At 65.9% G+C, this 17229-nt stretch carries 14 protein-coding genes; 13 read left to right on the forward strand and 1 reads right to left on the reverse strand.

Annotation, left to right across the window (positions count from 1 at the left end):
• The first annotated feature begins 305 nt into the window (after positions 1-305).
• Positions 306-824, forward strand: a complete 519-nt coding sequence (locus ACF08M_RS33370; RefSeq protein ID WP_392189009.1) for a hypothetical protein — start codon at positions 306-308, stop codon at positions 822-824.
• A gap of 567 nt (positions 825-1391) precedes the next feature.
• Here the strand turns inward: ACF08M_RS33370 and ACF08M_RS33375 are convergent.
• Positions 1392-1862 (reverse strand): LysM peptidoglycan-binding domain-containing protein, encoded by a 471-nt coding sequence (locus ACF08M_RS33375; RefSeq protein WP_392189010.1) that lies wholly within the window; start codon positions 1860-1862, stop codon positions 1392-1394.
• 270 nt (positions 1863-2132) lie between these two features.
• On the opposite strand from ACF08M_RS33375, the gene ACF08M_RS33380 reads away from it, so the two are divergent.
• The 12 genes from ACF08M_RS33380 (at position 2133) to ACF08M_RS33435 (ending at position 16849) form a co-directional block, all read left to right on the forward strand.
• Entirely contained in the window at positions 2133-3041 is a 909-nt protein-coding gene (locus ACF08M_RS33380) for a hypothetical protein (RefSeq protein WP_392189011.1), read from the forward strand.
• A gap of 119 nt (positions 3042-3160) precedes the next feature.
• On the forward strand, positions 3161-4207 hold the full coding sequence (locus ACF08M_RS33385; protein WP_392189012.1) for a hypothetical protein: 1047 nt from the start codon (positions 3161-3163) through the stop codon (positions 4205-4207).
• Between the two features lie 310 nt (positions 4208-4517).
• Positions 4518-5759 carry an AAA family ATPase gene (locus ACF08M_RS33390; RefSeq protein ID WP_392189013.1) on the forward strand — a complete coding sequence of 414 codons (1242 nt, stop codon included), beginning with the start codon at positions 4518-4520 and terminating at the stop codon, positions 5757-5759.
• Between the two features lie 109 nt (positions 5760-5868).
• On the forward strand, positions 5869-7554 hold the full coding sequence (locus tag ACF08M_RS33395; protein ID WP_392189014.1) for a hypothetical protein: 1686 nt from the start codon (positions 5869-5871) through the stop codon (positions 7552-7554).
• 133 nt (positions 7555-7687) lie between these two features.
• The gene (locus tag ACF08M_RS33400; RefSeq protein WP_392189015.1) at positions 7688-8641 is read left to right on the forward strand and encodes an RsmD family RNA methyltransferase; all 954 of its coding nucleotides are present in this window, start codon (positions 7688-7690) and stop codon (positions 8639-8641) included.
• A 34-nt stretch (positions 8642-8675) separates the two neighbouring features.
• Positions 8676-8996, forward strand: coding sequence for a DNA-processing protein DprA (locus ACF08M_RS33405; protein ID WP_392189016.1), 321 nt, complete (start codon positions 8676-8678; stop codon positions 8994-8996).
• A 139-nt stretch (positions 8997-9135) separates the two neighbouring features.
• Complete coding sequence (locus tag ACF08M_RS33410; RefSeq protein ID WP_392189017.1) at positions 9136-9774, forward strand: TetR family transcriptional regulator; 639 nt, start codon at positions 9136-9138, stop codon at positions 9772-9774.
• Positions 9775-10095: 321 nt separating this feature from the next.
• A complete protein-coding gene (locus tag ACF08M_RS33415) occupies positions 10096-12003 on the forward strand; it encodes an AAA family ATPase (RefSeq protein WP_392189018.1) in 1908 nt (635 codons plus the stop codon).
• A 106-nt stretch (positions 12004-12109) separates the two neighbouring features.
• Complete coding sequence (locus tag ACF08M_RS33420; RefSeq protein ID WP_392189019.1) at positions 12110-12361, forward strand: hypothetical protein; 252 nt, start codon at positions 12110-12112, stop codon at positions 12359-12361.
• 329 nt (positions 12362-12690) lie between these two features.
• Positions 12691-15501: a UvrD-helicase domain-containing protein gene (locus ACF08M_RS33425; RefSeq protein WP_392189020.1), complete on the forward strand. Its 2811-nt coding sequence runs from the start codon at positions 12691-12693 to the stop codon at positions 15499-15501.
• A gap of 382 nt (positions 15502-15883) precedes the next feature.
• Complete coding sequence (locus ACF08M_RS33430; protein WP_392189021.1) at positions 15884-16141, forward strand: hypothetical protein; 258 nt, start codon at positions 15884-15886, stop codon at positions 16139-16141.
• 57 nt (positions 16142-16198) lie between these two features.
• The gene (locus ACF08M_RS33435; RefSeq protein WP_392189022.1) at positions 16199-16849 is read left to right on the forward strand and encodes a TerD family protein; all 651 of its coding nucleotides are present in this window, start codon (positions 16199-16201) and stop codon (positions 16847-16849) included.
• Positions 16850-17229 lie beyond the last annotated feature (380 nt).

A 17229-nucleotide genomic window follows, 5' to 3' on the forward strand; every position in this document is an offset into this window, starting at 1 on the left:
CGTCAGTGGTGTGCACCCTCGGCGCGAACATCTCGCAGAAGGTGCACGCCTGCACTCCCAGATGGGTGCACGGTGACTGTTAGGTGCAGAGTCGAAACATCCAACCGGTCGGTTTGTGCAGAGGTGTAATGGCGCTACCTGTTGCATATGCGTAGCGTTGCTTATGCAAGTGAGTCTCGATTGAGAGGTCTTGCCGCGCCGCAGTGAAGAACGGTTGAGGCTCGCTGCTTCGAGGCATGTGTCCCAACCAATACACCCTCTAACACCACAAACCTCCCGGATCTCGCCTATGAAGGAGCGCACCGGTGATCCACCCCCACCCAGAAGCGTCCAACTCTGACGAGTTCAAAGGCTTCAACGAAGCCCGGCGCATCATGTGGTGCCATGAGGCTCGTGCCCGCGTGTATGAGCGGTTCATGCAGACGGGCTTCATCGATGACGCGAATGTTGCAGCGGTCCACGTCGACAACACCAGCAGGGCGGACCGTGTGTTCCTCGTGGCATTCGACAATGCCGGCCGGCAGGTCGGCGTCGACACGCTCTACATCGACGAGCCGAATCAACACCTCGACATCACGCCCGAGTTCGACCACGACTTCACCGGCATGGACGTTGTGCCGGACTCTCACCTTGACCAGGCCATCTCTCGCGAGAACGGCTGGGTCGTCAACCTGAAGACACTGCGCGAGTACGAGCCCTTGGCCGATCGCCGGGCTACGCAGCGCGTGGTGTTTCTGGCGCATCTGCAGGACATGATGAAGAACGGCGAGGTCCGCGGATTCCTGTTTGGCCGGGGTGATTCTGATGACACTGATGCGGCGTGAGAGCCCACGACCTTGTACCTCAGACGACCCCGTCGGCCAGGCTGCCGGCGGGGTCGTCTGATTTCTGACGCTGTTACAGTGCCGCATTTTCGCAATAGGGGAGGGGGTCAGCACAGCTGATCCGGGTGTCGAACCCAGGCCGAGTTCCTTGCGGGGAGACATACCGTGGACCGGCTCACGCCGGTCCCGGGTGACGCCTCGCGGGGAGCCCTACGGGGTCACGCAGTTCGTCTTCGACACCGTCGACTTCCATGAGCGGAATCCATGAGCAAACCACTGAGCATGGCCGACCTGGCGGTCAAGCTGCTCGGCGAGTGCAAGCTCGAATGCCCGTAGGACTGCGCTCCGGTGGCATCCGGTCCGTGGACAACAAGGTCTAGCGGCTGCACTGGGTACGCATGTAGTTCTCCCCAGGCACTGCACCAGCTGCGCACGCGACTGATGGACCCGCAGGCCCGCCTGGAAGCAGAATCCTCCACCTGGGAAGACGACGATACCCTGACTGCCTCGTGGCGATCAGGGCATCGAATCAGGCTCGGTACGCGGCAGTGCCGCCCTGCCGGGTCATCACACCGGCGGGATGAGCAGCGAAGCCCCCGCGTAGATGAGATTCGGATTTTGGATCTTGTTCGTCTCGACCAGAATGCCGATCGGCGCCCCCGTCGTCCCCGAGATCGCGGTGAGCGTATCGCCTGGCTTGATGGTGTACGGCTTCGCCTTCGGTGCGGGCTTCGCCTCGACCGGTGCACCCGATCCGTTGGGCTTGTCCTCGTCGCCGCGACCGGGCGTCGGATCCTGACTCGCCCCGCTCTCGTCCCGCTTCCCCGTGCCGCCCTCGCTCGGCTGCTGGGCGCTGCCGCCTCCGGTGCTCTTCTCGCCGGGATTCCCCGGTGTCTCGACCGGGGCGTGATTGCCCTGCAGCGCCTGGATGAAGTCGCCGTCGGACGTCGCGAGCTGCATCAGGCCCCACCCTGCGAAGAGCGCCGCCCCGCCCACCATGACGCTGGCGGCGATGACGGGCCCGTTGCCGAAGCCCATCGGGCCGGCATGGCTCCCCGCGGCTGCCCTCGTCTGCGCCGACGGCGTCACTGCCGCCCTCACTGGCCTCTGAATCGTAGCCGTCATCCCTGTCCCAACTCCTCTGCGAATAGTGCGCACAACCATTCATGTCCGACATCGACATTCTACTCATAGCCGAAGTGAAGTTGATAGAATAAGAGATTGGATGGCAGTCCGAATCCCGCCCGATAGGCCCCAATGAGCCCCTGATCCGCCGACCGCCAGACCGAACGAAGGAACCGCACCACCATGACCAACTACTCCATCTCCGCCAGCCAGATCACCGAGGGCAAGAGCGTCTTCATCCGCGGGAAGCTCGGCTTCGCCGTACTCGCCCGCCTCATCGAGGGCGCAGAGCTCGTCACCAGCGACCAGCGCAAGACGAAGAACGGCATGAACCCCGTCGGCAAGCCGCACACCACCGCGACGATCACCCACGCCGAGGTCCAGTTCGCCGATCCGAACAGCCCCACCCTCGAAGAGCAGTTCGTCTCCGAGCGCCGCTACGACTCCCCGAAGCGGCCCGAAACCGGACCCAACTACTCCATCGACTCCAAGGGCAGCACCCTGCCGGTCATCGCGATCCCTTCTCTGAAGGGCGACGGCACCTACGACCAGGACGAGTCCGGCCAGGAGCTCGCGCAGGGCCTCGACGTCACGCTCGTGATGCGCACCTACAAGCCGAAGAACTTCAACAACCGTGGCCTGGCCCTCGAACAGGTGATCGTTCACGAGACGCCGCGCTACTACAATGCCAGCGGCATCGACCAGGCTGAGCTGGCTGCGCGTGGCATCGTGCTCAACGGCACGCCGCGCCCCGTTCAGGCCACTCCTGCCACTCCTGCCGTCCCGGTGGCGACCGAGATCGAGGACGGCCTGTCCTTCCCGGCCCCGCAGCCGGCGTCCGCACCTGTGGACGTGGCCGCGCAGGCTCCGGTTCAGACCGCCCCGGCGACCGTCGCTGTTACTCCCGCTCCTGTCGCCGCTCCGGCTCCGGCTCCGGCCCAGGAGGAGACCCTGGAGCAGAAGCTCGCGCGTCTTGAGGCCGAGAACGCCTCCCTCAAGGACGCCGGTTCGGCCGTGGGCTCGCCCGTAGCCACCGGCCCCTGGAACGGCTCCGGCCCGGCCCAGGAGGCGGGGATTACCTACCAGGGCTGATCCACGCTGACCATCGATGAGACCCCCGTACTCGCATCCGTGCAGTACGGGGGCCCTGTCTTTCCCTTCCCCTCCTGGTTTCTCTGATCGAAAGCGTGCAGCCCACGATGACTCCAGCGATGACTCCAGCCGACGCTCATGCCTGGTTCCCGCAGTTCTACGGCAACCCCGCGATCTGCACTCTTGCCAGTGCCTGTCGGTGGACCATCTCCGGACAGATCGGGGAAGAGACCCTTGGCGATCCCACCAAGCAGCCGAAGCGCAAGGTCCCGATCGACGTACGGCACCTGCTCGACGGCTGCACGTCCCGCTGTAAGCACGCCGGCCCGCTACGTGGAGCCTTCGCCCTGGACGCGACCTGCCTGCTCACCCTCGACGAACTCACCGCGGCGATACCGAACGCCGCGAACACCGCCTTTTACCTCCAAGCTCAGACTGACGGGCTGCTCGTCCTCGACATCGAGGCCGACTGCCCGCCAGATGTGGCCACAGATCTGCTGCGGTTGCCGGGCATCCTCTACTCGGAGCTGTCGATGTCCGGCCACGGCTTCCATCTCGTCATGCCGCTGCCGAAGAACTTCCACGACTTCCACGTAGCAGCTGGCAAGCGCGTCCTGCGTGAGGAACACGGATGGTACGAGCTGCTCCTGGACCACTGGTCGACCTTCACCCGCCAGCCGGTGCCCGACCGCATCATCGCTCACGTCGACGCAGCAACTACCGCGCCGGCCTTCGCCTCCATCGAGGACCTCTACGCGCAGCTGGCCGTGAACGCCAGCGAGAGCTCCGGTGCTTCAGCATCAGCTGTCGACACCGCCGAGGACATGCCCGACATCCCATACTCGCAGACCATCGTCGAGCAGACCCTGGCCGGTGCACGTCACCAGCTTCGGGATCCCGGCGACTTCAACCACGACATGTCCCGCTGGGAGTTCTCGGTTCTCGCCTCGCTCCACGGCTGGATGCGGACGCAGCTGCGCGCATACAGCGCCCTCGGCGTTGAGTACTCAATGGGCGACACCGCGTGGTTGCTCTACAAGGCGGCGCTCGACGTCATCCCTGCGCGCCCCAAGCACAGCGAGCGGCGCAACGGCCGGCCCTTCCTCCTCGACCGGGCGGCTGCGCTCGTGGCCGACCGCGAGGCCCGTCCCTCGTCGGCCGACTGACGCTCTGTGCCTGTTCCTGTTGCTGCTTCCGGCAGCGGGTGGGGTGCGTGACGGTTGCTGCGGCGGAGCCGAGCGTAGGTGGAGACAGCGCTGGATCGCGCGGAGCGCGATCGGGTGGCGATGTGCAGCAGGGCTCCATCGCCACGAATGGCGGGGGTGCAGATCTCACATGGGCTCGGACGGCGCGGCCCGCGCCACAGGACCGTTCACGGCCTATGCAGCTTCGGCGGCGCCGAGAGCAGCAGCGCCGTCCTCCGACGTCTCTTCTCTATCTCTCTCTTCCTGTCCCACGCACAGAAAAGACATCGACATGAAGTTCAACGACACCCTGAAGACCCTCATCAAGCAGTCCCTTGAGGTCGGCGCGACGCCCGCTCTCATGGGCGAACCCGGCATTGGCAAGTCCAGCTTCGTCGAGGACCTGGCCTACTCCATGGGCACTCAGGCCTTCACGCTGCCGTGCAACCAGCTTGCCGACAAAGCCGACCTCACCGGTGCGCGCCTGGTGCCGTACACCAAGGACGACGGCACGCAGAGCTACAAGCAGGTCTTCTACCCGCACCAGGTGATCCAGGAGTGCATCGACTACGCCGAGAAGAACCCGCGCGAGTGGCCGATCCTCTTCCTCGACGAGGTCAACCGCACCACCTCCGACGTCACCTCCGGTGCGCTTACCCTGGTCACGCTGCGCCGCATGGGGTACGTCGAGCTGCCCAAGAACGTCCGCATCGTCGTGGCCGGCAACGACAGGGGCAACGTCACCTCGCTCGACGAGGCAAGCCTGTCCCGCTTCGCGATCTTCCACGTCGAGCCCGACGCCGCAACCCTCATGTCCGTCCTCGGCGACAACATCAACCCCTGGGTGAAGACGGTGCTCACGCAGTACCCCGGGCTCGTCTTCCAGAAGTCGACGCCCGAGGCCATCGTCGCCGACGGTCAGGACGACGACGACAACGGCAACGTCACCATGGCCGAGCTGTTCGACGGCGGCGAGGAGATGAACCAGCTCACCACGCCGCGCACCATCGACAACCTGTCGAAGTGGCTCAACGCGGCCGACCCGCAGCAGCTGGCGCAGTACCTGGCCACCCCGATCCAGATCGGCGACCGCGAGACCTCGCTGCTGAACGAGGCCATCGAGGCCTACGTCGGAGACACCATGTTCACCACGCAGCTCGTGGCCACCATCGCCCAGGACCTGGCGAACAACGCCGGCGGCGTGCAGCACAACCGGGTGAACGTCCCGAAGCCGAATTGCTACCAGAGCCTGACGTCCGCAGCGACCATGACCGACATGACCGCGGTCATTGCGACGCTGACCGGCAACGAGAAGTCCGGGTCGCTGCTGTACGCGCTCAAGGAGAGCGAGGACAACGCGCGCCTCATCGAGCAGCTGGCCCAGGCCATGACCCAGATCGAGCCGGAGCACACCCGCACGCTCATCGAGATGGTGACCAGCCAGCAGATCGACCGCACGAACCTGGAGGCCTTCATGGAGGTCGACGCTCCGATCGTCAACCAGGCCAAGCCGGTCCTCTCGGCCTTCCTCTGATCGCTCGCTCACCGGTGGTGGACCTGCTGCGGGCTGCCGTCCTTGCTGCAACTCTCCACCACCGGCGGCGCTCTGCCGCCGCCTCGTCCTCAGAAGGAGACCACGACCCATGACGATCACCGTCACGAACCAGAAGCCGGCCGTACTCGACGCACTGCACACCATTTCGTGCACCGGTGATTACGACCCGATGCCGGCGATCCAGCAGACCCTCATCGACCCGCTGCTGAAGCCGTTGAACCCCAACGCCCCGGCGAGCATCACCGACGCCCAGGGCGTTGATCTGACGGGGGGCATCCCGGACCTGGTCCTGAGCTGCCTCGGCGACACGCTGAACGTGGCCAGCGAGCAGACGGTCAAGGAGCTGCTCGGGCAGACCCTGATCAACTTCGACCAGGGCACACCGCTGCCGGTCGCCGAGCTCTTCGCCGTCCAGGCCGGGCAGCAGAACAAGATGCCAGCGCCCTCCCCGCGGGTGCTCTACACCGCGCAGGCTGATGTCCTCCCGGCCGCGAAGGCTCTGCTGGCGGGGACCGGCGAGGCGAGCGCCTTCTTCGCCTCGGTCGCCTACACCTATCACCCCGACACCCTCGGGTTCTGGTTCCAGTCCTCCGCGGCCTTCGACGGCTTCAAGATCTGGCTGTCCCAGCAGACGCAGACGGCGGCCAGCGCGCTGCCGCTGGCCACCACCAAGCTGCTCAACGACTTCACGGCCCTGTCCCTGAAGGGGCTCACCGATTCGCTGCTGGTGCGCAAGGACGACTCTGACGCCAACGATGAGCACTCCTTCGCTCGGGTGCTCGTGCACATGCTCATGAACTACGTCGAGCAGCAGCGGGTCCAGGCCAGCCAGCAGAACACCGCCATGGAATCCGGCGTCCTGCCGTTCACGATCGGGGAGCTGTTCTGCCCGCGCTCCCTCGTCCTGGTCAACGTCGAGGCCCATGCCCGGGCCACCCCGGCGAAGATCACGGGGGAGTGGAACCTCATCAATCAGTCGCTGGCTTCGCCGGTGAAGGTCGTCTCGAACACGACGCTGTCCAAGCTCACGTCGCTGCCACGGGCCGCCGCCCGGGCCGCTGCTCTGGGGGCCACGCAGCAACCGGGCCAGCCTGGCAGCCGTAGCGCCCAGGTGGCGTTCCGCAAGCAGCCGCCGAGCAAGCTCGACCTGTTCAAGGACATCACCCGCGTGCTGCGCCGGATGGGCAAGGTCAACAAGTCGCAGAACGTCTTCCGTACGACGATGGCGACCTTCCTCAAGGCCAACCGCCGGAACCCGGACGACTTCAATAAGCCCGGCCGGATCACCTCGGTGCAGTACATGCCCGACCTGCACATCTACATCGACACCTCCGGTTCGATCTCTGAGGAGAACTACCAGGAGGCGGTCATGATGCTCATCCAGATCGCCAAGAAGCTCAACATCAACCTGTACTTCAACTCGTTCAGCCACTTCCTGTCCCAGGAGGTGATGCTGCGCACGCAGAACAAGTCGACGGCTCAGATCTGGAAGGAGTTCCGCAGGATCCCGAAGGTGTCGGGCGGAACCGAGTACACGCAGATCTGGCAGTACATCAACGCCAGCCGGGTGCGCCAGCGCAGGCTCTCGCTCATGGTCACCGACTTCGACTGGCTGCCGCCGTCCACGCGTCAGGACCACCCGAAGAACCTGTACTACGCGCCGTGCTCCGCCATGGACTGGTCGTCCATGGTGGACCTGGCCAAGCGCTACGCCGACTCGATGAAGCACATCGACCCGAGTATCCGGCAGAGGCTCCTCGGCATGGTCGTCTGACCCTGCGCCCTCCAAGAACCGCCAAGAGCGGTGCCGTGCGACCAACTCCCCTGGCCGGGCACCGCTCTTGGCCACTCCTGCCTTTGTCTCCCGTCCACCCCATCCTCGCTCGACCGCACCGAAGGAACCGTCGATGCGAATCCCCACGGATGTGCTCGCACTTCTCTCAAACCGCACCAGGACCGACGGCCATCGCCTGATGCTCGTCGGCCCCCGCCTCGCTCCCGCCCTGTACCAGCGCGTTAACGAGGTCCTCGAAGCGGTCGGCGGTCGATGGACGAAGACCGAGGGTGCGCACCTCTTCCCCGTCCACGCCGCCGAGGCGCTCGCCCCAGTGCTTGCCACCGGTGAGGTCGTGACCCTGGGGGAGAAACGCACCCTTGCTCAGTACTTCCCCACACCCGAACCCGTTGTCGATCAACTCATCGCTCTGGTCACTTTTGAGCCCGGCATGACCGTGTTGGAACCGTCTGCCGGCTCCGGTGCCATGGCCACAGCTGCAGCAGCCCGCGGTGCGATCGTGGACTGCATCGAGCGGGACCCCGGATACGCCACTGTCCTGTCCGATACGCATGCGGCGCGCCGGGTGCAGGTCGCTGACTTCCTCACCGTCCCTGCCGAACCTCGCTTCGACCGGGTGCTGATGAACCCACCGTTCACCCGTGGCACCGACATGGCCCACGTCACCCATGCCCTACGGTTCCTGAAACCGGACGGGCTGCTGGTGTCGGTCATGTCGTGGACCGTCGCTGAACAGACTGGCAGCACCACAGCCTTCCGAAAGCTCGTGGAACAGCGCGGTGGTCTCGTCGAAGCACTTCCGGCCCGGGCGTTCGCCCAGTCCGGGACGACCATCGACACCGTCCTCGTCACCATTCTTGCCACCCGTCCGGCCGATGCACGGCCCACGGTCTGGCCTGCGCGTGACATCCCCGCCCAGGACTCGGAAGAACTCGGAAACCCGGCCGACATCGCCGCGGAAATCGTCGCTGATCTTCGCAAGGCGGTCGCCGCTTTCGAAGAGGTTGCCGCCGCGCTCACCAAGCCTGCGCCCACCACCGCGCCGGGCACTGTCGAGGCCACCTGATCCGGGCGGGGTGACGGGCCCTTACGGCGAGGCCATGCTCCGGCACGAGCGCTGGCTTCTCGGCTCGGGCGGCCTGGTGGTCAGTCTGTGCGCGCCCGGGGTGCCGCTGAGCTCCGCCCGCGCGAATCAGCGGCAGTGGCTCATGACCACTCTCACGCCGGCGGTGGTCGTAGTTGAGGCGGCCCTCGGTAGCCCTACGGCGAACACTCCTCGGGTGGAGGGCCGCCCTCTGCTGGCCGTGCCGGGACCCATCACGTCGTCCATGTCCACTGGGACGAACTCGCTGATCCGGGACGGAGCGGCCCAGGCCGTCATGTCCGTCGACGACATCACAGCGGTGCTGGCCCGGCCCTGACCAGCACCGCGGGGGCGAACACGTCCCGTGGCGGGAGGCCGGGCCTGGAACAGACGGCGGCCTTCGCCGGCCCGGCCCCGCAAGGCCGGGCCGAGGCCACCCCATCGAATCCGTGAGCGATCACCGAACAGGAAGTGACATGACCGAGATCCGGACCACCGCAGGGCGCCCGATCGGGGCACGCGGCCTGAAGACCCGCAGCCAACTCCTGCTCAGCCTCGCAAAGTTGCTGGCCGAGTCCGGCTATCACGCGACGAGAGTGATCGATGTCGCCCGTCGCGCACGTACCTCGCCCGCGACCTTCTATCAGTACTTCGCGGACGTCGACGCAGCCGTCCTGGAGCTGGCCCGGCCCGCGGCGCAAGAGGGAAGCGACGGACTGATCTACGCGGAGATCGGCAGCTGGTGGGGCGAAGGGCGTCGCGCGGCCGGGAGCACGGTGGACGCCGTCTTCGCGTTCTGGCGGGAGCACGAGGTGGTCCTGCGGGTGGTCGACCTGCGGGCGGCCGAGGGCGACAGCCGGTTCACCGAGATCCGCCGCCACGTGCTCTCCGGTCTCCTGGGGCACCTGGAGTACGCGATCACCACCCGTCCGTCATCACCCGGCGCGACGGCCGACTCCTTCGCCGCGGCCGAGGCGCTGACGGTGCTGCTTGCCGCGGCCGCCGGCGGCCACGACCCCGAGACAGCAGACTCGCCGGTGGTTCGCCACATGCTGGTCGAGCTCATCACCCTGGTCGTGTCCAGCGGAACCGTCGTCCCGCTTCCGACTGCGTGACTTGGCAGTAGCCCGAGCCGGGCACGCGCTGCCCGGCCGGCGACGGCTCGGGCCGGACTGCACCCGGCTGTACCGCCCTTCCACACCAGACCACTTCGGTGCCCCGCCTCTCGGCCGGGCACTAGTGATCCTGCTGCCCAGGGGCAGTGCAAGGGAAGTCCGTCATGACGCTGGCTGCCCCCTCGAAAAACGTCAAGAGCGGTGCCGCTTTTGACGACCCCTGACTTTCCCTCTCACTCATCCATATCCCTGCTCGGGACACCGTGGCGCATCCGCCCAGCGCGCCACCACGCCGAGCAACCCGCACCGAAGGAGGACCCGGTGGGTCTCAGCAACTTCACACCCGGCGGCTCCGACGACGACAAGAGCAACGGCGGTGGCGGCAGCTTCCCTCCGCAGTTCCCGTCCGTGGGACTGCCGTCCAGCGGTGGCAGCGCCGATGACGTCAAGGAGCTCCTCGTCGACTACAACGAGAAGTTCAAGAACGCCGATCCGACCATGTTCCGTGACACGCTCATCGGGCAGGTCCTCTCGGTCGTCATCAGCAAGACCAAGCCCAACGCACTGCTGGTCGGTTCCGCCGGCGTCGGCAAGACAAAGATCGTCGAGGACATTGCACGGCGCATCGCGCTCGGCGACGCCCTCATTCCCGACCAGCTCAAGGGCCACACGATCTACGAGCTGCCCATCACCAACATCATCGCCGGGACCGGCATCGTCGGCTCGCTGGAGGAGAAGGTCAAGGCGATCGTCGAGTTCGCCTCGGACCCCAAGAACAAGGCCATCCTGTTCATGGACGAGATCCACCAGATCACCGGAGGGTCCGGCAGCCATGGCGACGCCGTCGGCCGCAAGATCTCGCAGATCCTCAAGCCGGCCCTTGCCCGCGGCGACATGTCCGTCATCGGCGCGACCACCAGCACCGAGTCACGGGCCTTCGACGAGGACCCGGCCCTCGCCCGCCGCTTCACCCGGCTCATCGTCGACGAGCTGAGCGTGGAACAGACGCTGGCCGTGATGACCGCGGTCCGGCCCGGCCTGATGGCGCACTACCGTCACCAGATCGGAGTCTCCGACGACGTCCTGGCCTCGGTGGTGCAGATCGCCGAAGCGAACTCCCGGGCTGGCCAGCACCGGCCGGACAACGCCATCACGCTGCTCGACCGCGCGATGGCTGATCGGGTCCTGGAACAGAAGAAGCTCATCGTCCAGGCCGAGAACGCCGGAGACACGGCACTCGCGCAGACCTTGCGGTCCATCCCGCAGGTGCCGCTGACGAACACCCGTGTGCTCGATGTGGCCAAGCGCCTGATGACCGGAAACGCTCAGCGCAAGGACCTCGACGTCGCCGCGTTGACCGCCACGCTCACCAGCCGCCTGCAGGGCCAGGACGACGTGCTCGCCAAGCTCACGGACCGTCTGGCCCGCGAAGAACTCGACCTGTTCCCGACGAAGACGCCCACGACGTGGCTGTTCGCCGGGGCCTCGGGTGTGGGGAAGACCGAGGCGGTCAAGATCATCGCTGAGGAGACTACCGGCACCGAGCCGATCATCCTCAACATGACCGAATTCCACAGCGAGTGGTCGACGTCGAAAATCATCGGCTCACCTCCCGGCTATGTCGGATCGGACTCCAACCAGGAACTCCCGTTCGACACGCTAGAGTTCAACCCCCACCGGGTGATCCTGCTCGACGAGTTCGAGAAGGCCGACAAGGCCGTGCAACGACTGTTCCTCTCGGCGTTCGACGAGGGCTACATCCGCAACGCCCATAGCAAGATGCTGGACTTCTCCAAGGCCCTGGTCATCTGCACGACCAACGCCGCCCGCGATTCGCTCGACGGCAAGATGATCGGCTTCGGCAACAACCCGAAGACCATCTCGAACCAGAGCCTCAACAAGGCACTGGAGCAGTTCTTCGACGCCGAGCTGCTGGGCCGGATCTCGCTGGTCGTGGGGTTCAACCCCATCGACCGGCAGACCTACCGGCAGATCATGGCCGCCGACTACGCCCGGCAGCGCGAGCGGATCGTCGAGGCCAAGCCGCGGCTGGCCCAGGCGCTGCCCGCGTCGATGCCCGACGACGAGTTGCGCGCCATCGAGGAGACCACCTACGTGGACTCCCAGGGCGCACGGCCGGCCCGCAAGGCCGTCCGCACCTGGATCGAGGACTGCCTGCTCGCCGCCCAGACCGGCAGCCCGGCGACAGCATCCCCGTCGGACGACTGAGCAGCCGTCCGCACCGCATCGAGCGCCCCTGCTCCGGCTCTTCCGGCGCAGGGGCGCTTCTTGCGCCTCACCCCCACGCCCTCATTGCTCAGAAAGGGGGACAGCCATGTCCACCATGCTTCCCGAACCCCTGCTCCAGGAGCAGCGAAAGCGAGCCCAGGAGCTCTCCGCCGCAGCCCGAGCGAACCTCACCGCCCATGTCCGGAGCACCGATGAACTCCGCGTACTGGGCCTCATGCTTGGCCTGATCGAGGTCGATCCCGCAGGATCCCTCGTCACGGCCTGTCCCTGGGACCTCGACGACGGCGATGACGCCGCCGATGGTCCCGACCGGCGCTCGGACTCGGCTTCGGACTGAGCCGAGCTGCCGCTGATGGACGACCGCGCGCCTGGGTAGCGCGCGGTGTCCGGGGTGTGGCCGCTGATCAGACAGTGCAGCCACGTACCCCGGATTCAGGGGCCTGACGGCCCCTGACGGGTGGGTTGAGAGGAACACGGGCGGGGCTCGTCATCTGACGAGAGCCCCGCCCGTGTTCGTACCTGCGCCCATGACCCAGACCTGCCGCCGCTCTTCTCGCTCGCCTTCGAGCATTCGACTCGCTATTCGGCTCCTGTTGGAATTGCCATGCGGCACCATTCACGTCCTCTCTCGATCCACCTCTCGACCCGCGGAAGAAAGGCAACGACATGCCTGTCCTGCTTGATGACCTCGACCTCTCGGCCAATGCCGTTGCTCAGAAGGCCGTCGACCCGAAGTTCTTCTCCTCCAAGCTCACCGGCAACGGCAAGAAGATCGGCCTGCTCAACGAGTCCCTGCTGCCGATCAACACGGCCACCAACACGGCGTACGCCATGGCCACCGACATCGAGGTCAAGCAGAGCTCGACGCAGCACGACATCACCACGACCTCGATCCCGCTCGCGCCGATCACGCGACGCGCCCTGAACGCCGGCGGGTCCTTCACCCTGCCGAGCCCGCACGTCGATGACCGCTTCGCCGTCGACACCTCCTCCAGCCGGTTCGACGACTGGGACGTGGCCTTCGACATGACTCCGCAGGCTCTCGTGTTCTACGAGGACAAGTCAGGCGGCAAGTCCACGCGCGACCTCGTCATCCAGTACCGGATGGAGCTGTACTTCTTCAAGAAGGGGCTCCCCGAACCGGAGTTCGCGACCGCCGTGTCGCGCTCGGTCGGCTACGTCAACCACGACGCCGCCGTCTTCCTGCAGTGGGACACCAGCCCGCTGGAGAACGCCCGCGACTACGTGCAGGACGTGCTCGCGTCCGTCGGCCTCTCCGCCTCCAACCTCGGCGACGAGTTCGACGAGTGGATGCGCCAGTACTCGATCTACGAGCGCATCGCGCGCCTGGCCCAGGTCTGGGACTCCGAGGCGATCGCCGACGAAGTCTGCCGCTACATCCAGGACATGCCCGCGGGCCCGACGGAGCAGCAGCTGAACATGCTCGCCGTCCAGCTGCGCTACCTGGAGAACTACAACGTCCCGCTGGAGGCCTATCGCCGGATCCACAAGCAGCTGGACGCGACCTTCTCCGACCAGGTGGCCACGAAGCTCTCGAAGCAGAACCTCAGCCTGTTGATGAACCACACGCTGGACCACCTGGAGCGGATGAAGCCTCAGCTGATCGTGCCCGCGCAGCCGGCCACGCCTCCGAACCTGCCGCCCCACCTGTCCAAGCAGCAGCTCGACGCGCTCACCACGCACGAGCCGCTCGTGATGACTCAGGCGGGGGCCGGCACCGGTAAGTCGACCGTGATCCTGGAGCGGATCAAGTACCTCGAAGCCTGCGGCGTCCCCGCCTCGGACATCACGGTGCTGAGCTTCACCAACGCCGCGGCCGACAACATCACGGAGAAGAACCCGGACGTCGGCTCGATGACGATCGCCAAGATGATCATCGACATCTACTCGATGAACCACCCGACCCACAAGGTCTCGGCGATCGACACCATCATCAACTCGATCGACATCTTCTACCCGAACAGTCAGTTCGCGGCGACGTTCCGCCACCGCCTGCTGGAGGTCGACCAGAACAAGACTGGTGCCTTCACGGCCCTGAACACCTTCGTCGAGAGCCACTTCGACGAGGTGATCTCCCTGCTCGACCGCATCGAGCAGACGTCGCTGGAGCTGCAGATCATCATCTGCTACCAGAAGATCGACGACATGGCCGAGCCGGCCCACGTGCAGTCGAAGTACCTCATCATCGACGAGGTGCAGGACAACTCGGTCTTCGAGTTCATCTACGTGCTGAAGTACATCACCAAGCACGCCCAGTCCCTGTTCATCGTCGGCGACGCCTCGCAGACGCTGTACGAGTTCCGCTCGGCGAACCCGCGCGCGCTCAACACCCTGGAGGGCTCGGGGGTCTTCGCGACCTTCAAGCTCACGACGAACTACCGGAGCAACCAGGAGATCCTGGACTTCGCGAACGTCGTGCTCGGCGGCCTGGATACCAACCAGTTCGCCAACATCCAGCTGCAGGCGAACTCGCTCGCGATGCCCACGGCCGACTCGTTCCAGCAGAAGGTCACCCTGGAGTACCGCGAGGTGGCCCGGCTCACCGGGTTCGTCACTCACGACCTGCAGGCGATCGTGCGCAACACGGTCATCCCCGACTACGTGGACGAGTGCCTGGCCCGGGGCGAGCAGGTGGCCTTCCTGGCCTACTCGCGCCGCGAGGTGTCCCTGATCCAGGACGTGCTCGAGAAGCACTACCCGGGCAAGCACGTGGCCTCGCTCGTGAGCGACCGGGTGTACGCCACGGACATCTTCTCGAAGTACATCAAGTTCTTCTGGAACGACGTCCTGCAGGCTCCGCCGAACAACGCCGCGTTCGTGGTCTCCCAGGGGATCAAGGACAACATGGGCAAGCTGACGAAGAATTCCGGCAACGCCAACGTTGAGAAGGCGATCCTGCGCACGATCTCCGAGTGGTGGATCGAGAACAGCGCGGCCATCAACGGCTGGGTCGTCCTCTGCCACCAGGGAACGCTCACGCACGCGGCGTTCTTCGACCGGCTGCGCGACAACCTGCTCTCCTTCGAGATTCGGCGGAACCAGCAGAAGCTGAACATCAACAAACAGAAGAACCAGGAGCGCAAGCGGAAAAACCTCGAGTCCAAGGCCGACCTGGTCGTTTCGACGATCCACGGTGCCAAGGGTCTCGAATTCGACAATGCTGTCGTCCTCTACAGGGAGGACACGAAGATGACCCAGGACGTCAGGCGGATGTTTTACGTCGCCTTCACCCGTGCCATGAAGAGCCAGTACGTACTCGGCTACGGCACCGTGAAGAACCCGCCGATCCAGAGCAGTTACGAGCAGATCGTGGCGGCTCTGACCGAGCGCGACAAGAGGAACGCCGCTCGCGCCCTCGGCATCGATCCGGATCTCCTGGACGACAACGACAACGACAACGACAGCGCTGCTCCCGGCAGCGCCGACGACCGCTCCGCGGTCACCGCGGCCGTCTGACCAACCGCCGTCACCTCATGCCGCAGGGGTGGGTGTTCTCGACGAGAGGCACCTGCCCTCGCGGTCTTCCACGCGTCACGCCCCTGAATGACGCAGCCCGAAGGCGCACGCCATGACCGGGTTTGGCACGCAGGGCGGCTCCGACGAACTCGCCCCCGGCCCACCGGCCGCCTACGGCCGGATCATTCGCCAACAGGACCGAATCGTCTTCCGCGACCACGACGAGTCGCCCGAGCAGCGGCTGCGCTGCCTGCGAAAGCTGCCAGCACAACGGCCGAAAGGCCCATGTCCGACAGATGGTGGTGCCCCAGCCCCAAGAAATCCGCAGACGCCAAGCACCGACGCACGCGCCTGATCGGTAAATCCCTCCCACCTCAAGGCAATGCATTCCCACATAGATGACCTGCTCGACCCCGCTCTTCTCGCGCGATGGCTCGACGCCGACTACATCCGCGAGCAGACCCACCCCACCCTGCCTCTGCGTATCTTCAACTACGCGGAGAAGGCCGTGTTCGAGCGGGAGTGGAACGAGGTCACCCGGCAGTGCCGGGGGCTGGTCATCGACCACCAGGGACGGATCCTCGCCCGGCGACGAAGAGCAGTAAAGACGCAGCGAGGCCTATGTTCTGGATCCTCGTGATCAGCACAGGGGCCTCTGTGTTCCGCAAAAAGCGACTTTCAAGAAGGAGTTCGAACAATGACCATCAACTTCCGCAAGGGTGTCGACTCGTCGCTCGACGGCGTGACCAAGCTGGTGTTCGGCGCGGCCTGGGACCGAACGACCGCCAAGCAGTCCGGCTTCGCCCGCAAGCTCGCGCTCAAGACCGGCGGCAAGATCAACCTGGGCGGTGGGCAGAAGGACATCGACCTCGATTTGGCGCTGATCCTCTACCGCGATGGCGAGCCCAAGCGCATCGTGATCGGCCACAACATGGACCCGGTGCACGGCGCGGCGGTCCACTCCGGAGACAACCAGACCGGCGAGGGCGACGGTGATGACGAGACGATCACGCTCAACCTGACGAGCCTTCCCGCGTGGGTGACCGAGTGGGCAGTGGCGGTGTTCGCCTACAAGCTCGGAACCAACTTCGACCAGGCTCAGAACGTCTCCCTCAACGTCTACGACGCCAGCAACCAGGGCTCTGCCGTACTGCTCGACGAGCTGATGCCGACCCTCGGAGCCGGAGCAACCGCCAGCATCATCGCCAGCGGAAAGATCAACCGGGACGCGGCGGGCAACCCCATCGACGGCTGGACCACCACGCTGGTCGACAAGGCCGGCCGCCTCGGCAGCCAGGGCGACGACACCGCCGTACTGGCGTTCGCCAAGCAGAACGCGGGAATCTAAAACCTTTGACGCCCACGTACGCGATACCTACAACGGCACCTGCGTACTCGACGACCGCACTCAGGTCGTCCAAGCGTGGAGGGCCATCGGGCTGACCGTCCTTCAGGTCGCCGACGGCGACTTCTGATGCCGCCACGTCGTTTCACGGTGCCCAGAGGCGCCGGCCCGGCGAAGGGAGGCGATCGCCCCCAAGTTCTACCGGGGCGGGACGAGTCCCGAACGGATTCCCCATACCGTGCGCCGACTCGCCTCCCGTCGGCAGGCAGGTCGTGGGTGCGGCCGCCCGCCCCACCACCCGCCCCGGCTCCCGCCCCCCCCCCCACACCCCTACCCCCCCCCCTCAAACCCCCGGCCCCCCTGTCGCCCGCCGCCCCCCCCAC

It is taken from the genome of Streptomyces sp. NPDC015032 (assembly GCF_043080425.1).
In the GTDB taxonomy this organism is placed as follows: domain Bacteria; phylum Actinomycetota; class Actinomycetes; order Streptomycetales; family Streptomycetaceae; genus Streptomyces.